Source organism: Vibrio sp. 2130-1 (genome assembly GCF_033339515.1).
The window spans coordinates 1-287 of the sequence record NZ_JAWOUT010000552.1; the positions used below are offsets into that span (position 1 = coordinate 1).

At 47.7% G+C, this 287-nt stretch carries 1 pseudogene; it reads right to left on the reverse strand.

Annotated features, from left to right (window positions below):
- Positions 1–287, reverse strand: a pseudogene (locus tag R7Q09_RS27335) (ligase); the annotation flags it as partial.

Consider the following 287-nt stretch of genomic DNA (forward strand, 5'->3'; position numbering starts at 1 on the left):
CATTACAACGAACGAGAGCACCAAGCCCGTAACCAAAGCCGCGATCCAGCGAATAAAGCGGCCTTTGGTTGCAAAGCGATACATATACGGAATCACTAACAACAAACCGATGATGGTCGCTAGCCATCCTGTGCGCGAAGCTAACGCGACAATCAACGGCAAGGTAACAACAGGTACGGCATATAAAAGGTAAACGTCGCTTAGCTTACGTGAGTACTTATAGGGTTGACGAGCTAGAAGGTAACTGGCAATGACTAATCCAGTAGCGAGAAAGCTAGCCATCACAT